Below are 3,127 nucleotides of genomic sequence, written 5' to 3' on the forward strand. Positions count from 1 at the left end.
CCCGACGGTGTGCGCTTCAGCAACAGGAGGCGGCGAGCCGGGCGTCGGTGTCGGAACCCGTGGACGTGCAGCACGTCCCGTCGCCGGCGACGGTGGAGAGCTCGGCGTCGGTCCTGCCCTCGAGGTCCGGTCGGGCGTCGCCGGTCACCGTGTAGACCTCCCAGGGCTCCCCGCCGGGGCCGGTCACCCAGACCTTGTCCTGGACGGCGTAGCAACAGGTCGTGTTGTCCTGGACCCGGGTGGCCAGGCCCGCCTCCGCGAGCCGGGCGGTCGCGGCGGTGACGTCGGCGGTGTCCGGCACCTCGACGCCGAGGTGGTCCATCCGCGTCGGCTCCCCGGTCGCGCCCTCGAGCAGCACGAGCTTCAGCGGCGGCTCGGTGATGGCGAAGTTCGCGTAGCCCGGACGGCGCTTCGCGGGGATCGCGTCGAAGAGGCGCGAGTAGAAGTCGACGGCGGCGTCGAGGTCGGCGACGCGGAGCGCGAGCTGGACTCGGGACATGGAACCCTCCTGGGACTCAAGAACGTATTGACGCTTGTCGATACGGAACGATGACGCTAGTATCGATGTCTGTCAATACGTCGGCCACGGAAAGTTCGAGGAGGCCACGACGGTGCGGGAACTGCCGGTGCTCGACCTGCCGCAGACGGTCGCCTGCTGCGCGCCGCTGTCCTCCGAGGTGCTCGGGGAGGCCGACGCCCGGACGCTCTCCCGGCAGTTCGCGGCGCTGGCCGATCCCGTCCGGCTGCGTCTGGTGTCCCTCCTGGGCACCGCCGAGGACGGCGCGGTGTGCGCCTGCGACCTCGTCGAGCCGGTCGGCAAGAGCCAGCCCACCGTCTCCCACCACCTCAAGGTCCTCGCCGAGGCGGGCCTAGTCACGAGCGAGCGACGCGGGCGCAACGTCTGGTACGCCGTCGTCCCCTCTGCGCTCGAGGCCCTCCGGAGCGCCCTGGCCCCGCGCTGACCGTTCACCGGATGTTCGCTTGCGCCGTCGGCTCGTGCCGAGATCTCATCAGTGCGTGCTGATTGATCAGTCCTCGCTGATGGACCGGGCGGTGCTCCGGGCGATCGCCGACCCCGTGCGCCAGCGGATCGTCGAGCTGCTCGCGCGCGAACAGCTGTGCACCTGCCACCTGGTCGAGGAGCTCCCTGCCACGCAGACCAACGTGTCCAACCACCTGCGCGTGCTGCGCGAGGCCGGCCTGGTGGTCAGCGAGCAGGCCGGTCGCTACACCTACCACCGCCTCGTGCCGGAACGGCTCGCGGAGGTCTCCGTGGGGCTGGGCGAGCTCGCCTCGCGGTCCCGGCTCGCGATCGCGGTCAAGCGGCCGTGCGGCTGACCCGCCTCGCGCGGCAGGCCCTGGCGGAGTTCCTCGGCTCGGCCGGGCTGGTCACGGTCGTCATCGGCTCCGGCATCGCGGCGCAGCGCCTCTCCCCGGACGACGTCGGCCTCCAGCTCCTGGAGAACGCCCTGGCGACCGGGGCGGCCCTCGTCGCGCTCATCCTCGCCTTCGGCCCGGTGTCCGGCGGGCACTTCAACCCCGTCGTCACGCTGGCCGACCGCGTCTTCGGCGGGGTGACCAACCACCAGGTCGCGATCTTCGTGCCTGCTCAGCTCGTCGGCGGCGCACTCGGCGCGGTCGTGGCCAACCTGATGTTCGACCTGCCCGCGGTGTCGATCTCCGGCAAGGACCGCTCGGCCGGCGGCCTGTGGCTGTCGGAGGCCGTGGCCACGTTCGGCCTCGTGGTGCTGATCTTCGCCCTCGTCCGCGCCGGTCGTTCCGCGCTGGCACCGTTCGCCGTCGGTGCCTACATCACCGCGGCCTACTGGTGGTCCTCGTCCACGAGTTTCGCCAACCCGATGATCGACGTCGCCCGCACGCTCTCGGACACCTTCGCGGGGATCGCTCCCGGATCGGTGCCGATGTTCCTGCTCGCCCAGCTCGTCGGCGCCGCGGTCGCAGTGGCGACCGTCGCGGTGCTCTATCCCGATGTCCCCCAGGTCGCCGACGCCGTCGTCGTCCCGCACGAGGGCACTAACAGCGGCGACCCGGGCCGCCGCCCCGTCCGGAAGGAGTTCACGTGACCCCCGAACCGCAGGCGCTGCCAGGCCTGCTGACGCCCGAGGCCTCCCTGCACCGCCTCGCCGACGACCTGGCCGCCCGGTTCACCGGTGTGTTCGCCCGGGAGACCGTCGACCGGTACGTCTTCGAGTCGTACACGGCACTCGCCCGGACGGCCAGGGTCGGCGCGCACCTCCCGGTCCTGACCGCCAGGTTCGCGACCGAGCGGCTGACCGCACTGGCGCAGACCGAGGGCGCGATCGCCTCCGACGTGTGCGAGGTGCTCTTCGTCTGCGTGCACAACGCGGGCCGGTCCCAGATGGCTGCAGGCCTCCTCCAGCACCACGGCGGGAGCCGCGTGCACGTGCGTTCGGCAGGCTCCCAGCCGGCCGCCACCGTCGAGGACCCGGTCGTCGCAGCCATGGCCGAGATAGGCATCGACCTGACCGCCGAGTTCCCCAAGCCCCTCACCGACGACGTCGTCCGCGCCGCGGACGTCGTCGTGACGATGGGTTGCGGCGACGCCTGTCCGGTGTATCCGGGCAAGCGCTACCTCGACTGGCAGGTGCGCGACCCCGCCGGCCTGACCGTCGGCGAGGTGCGCGCGATCCGCGAGGACCTCGACCGGCGCGTGCGCTCGCTGCTCGCCGAACTCCACACCGCCGGCAGCCCGGCGTGACCTCCACCCGCGAAAGGCCCCCCGTGCCCGAGAAGCCCAGCGTGCTGTTCGTGTGCGTGCACAACGCCGGCCGGTCGCAGATGGCCGCCGGCTGGCTGCGCTCCCTCGCGGGGGACGCCGTCGAGGTCCGGTCGGCCGGCTCGGTCCCGGGCGACCAGGTGAACCCGGCCGCCGTCGCGGCGATGGCCGAGGTCGGCATCGACATCTCCGACCAGCGACCGAAGGTGCTGACCACCGAGGCGGTGGAGGCCTCCGACGTGGTCATCACGATGGGCTGCGGCGACGCCTGCCCCATCTTCCCGGGCAAGCGCTACCTCGACTGGCAGCTCGAGGACCCAGCCGGCAAGGGCGTGGAGTCCGTCCGGCCGATCCGCGACGAGATCGAGG

The 3,127-nt window shown here is 72.3% G+C and carries 6 protein-coding genes; 5 read left to right on the plus strand and 1 reads right to left on the minus strand.

The window, feature by feature from the left end:
• Positions 1 to 16 precede the first annotated feature (16 nt).
• A complete protein-coding gene (locus tag E4P40_RS27130; protein WP_135161396.1) occupies positions 17 to 499 on the minus strand; it encodes an ArsI/CadI family heavy metal resistance metalloenzyme in 483 nt (160 codons plus the stop codon).
• A 112-nt stretch (positions 500 to 611) separates the two neighbouring features.
• On the opposite strand from E4P40_RS27130, the gene E4P40_RS27135 reads away from it, so the two are divergent.
• The 5 genes from E4P40_RS27135 to E4P40_RS27155 all read left to right on the plus strand — a co-directional run.
• Positions 612 to 962: a metalloregulator ArsR/SmtB family transcription factor gene (locus E4P40_RS27135; RefSeq protein ID WP_167762388.1), complete on the plus strand. Its 351-nt coding sequence runs from the start codon at positions 612 to 614 to the stop codon at positions 960 to 962.
• A 55-nt stretch (positions 963 to 1,017) separates the two neighbouring features.
• Positions 1,018 to 1,338, plus strand: coding sequence for a metalloregulator ArsR/SmtB family transcription factor (locus E4P40_RS27140; RefSeq protein ID WP_209305549.1), 321 nt, complete (start codon positions 1,018 to 1,020; stop codon positions 1,336 to 1,338).
• Positions 1,329 to 2,084, plus strand: a complete 756-nt coding sequence (locus E4P40_RS27145) for an MIP/aquaporin family protein (protein WP_135161397.1) — start codon at positions 1,329 to 1,331, stop codon at positions 2,082 to 2,084. Before E4P40_RS27140 ends, E4P40_RS27145 begins: the two co-directional genes overlap by 10 nt.
• A complete protein-coding gene (locus tag E4P40_RS27150) occupies positions 2,081 to 2,740 on the plus strand; it encodes an arsenate reductase ArsC (protein WP_135161398.1) in 660 nt (219 codons plus the stop codon). Before E4P40_RS27145 ends, E4P40_RS27150 begins: the two co-directional genes overlap by 4 nt.
• 23 nt (positions 2,741 to 2,763) lie before the next feature.
• Positions 2,764 to 3,127, plus strand: a 364-nt coding sequence (locus E4P40_RS27155) for an arsenate reductase ArsC (RefSeq protein WP_135161399.1), incomplete at its 3' end; no start/stop codon positions are given.

Source organism: Blastococcus sp. CT_GayMR20 (assembly GCF_004570345.1).

Coding starts and splice junctions, on each gene's coding strand:
- E4P40_RS27130 (WP_135161396.1), bottom strand. CDS start 499: ATGTCCCGAGTCCAGCTCGCGCTCCGCGTCGCCGACCTCGACGCCGCC.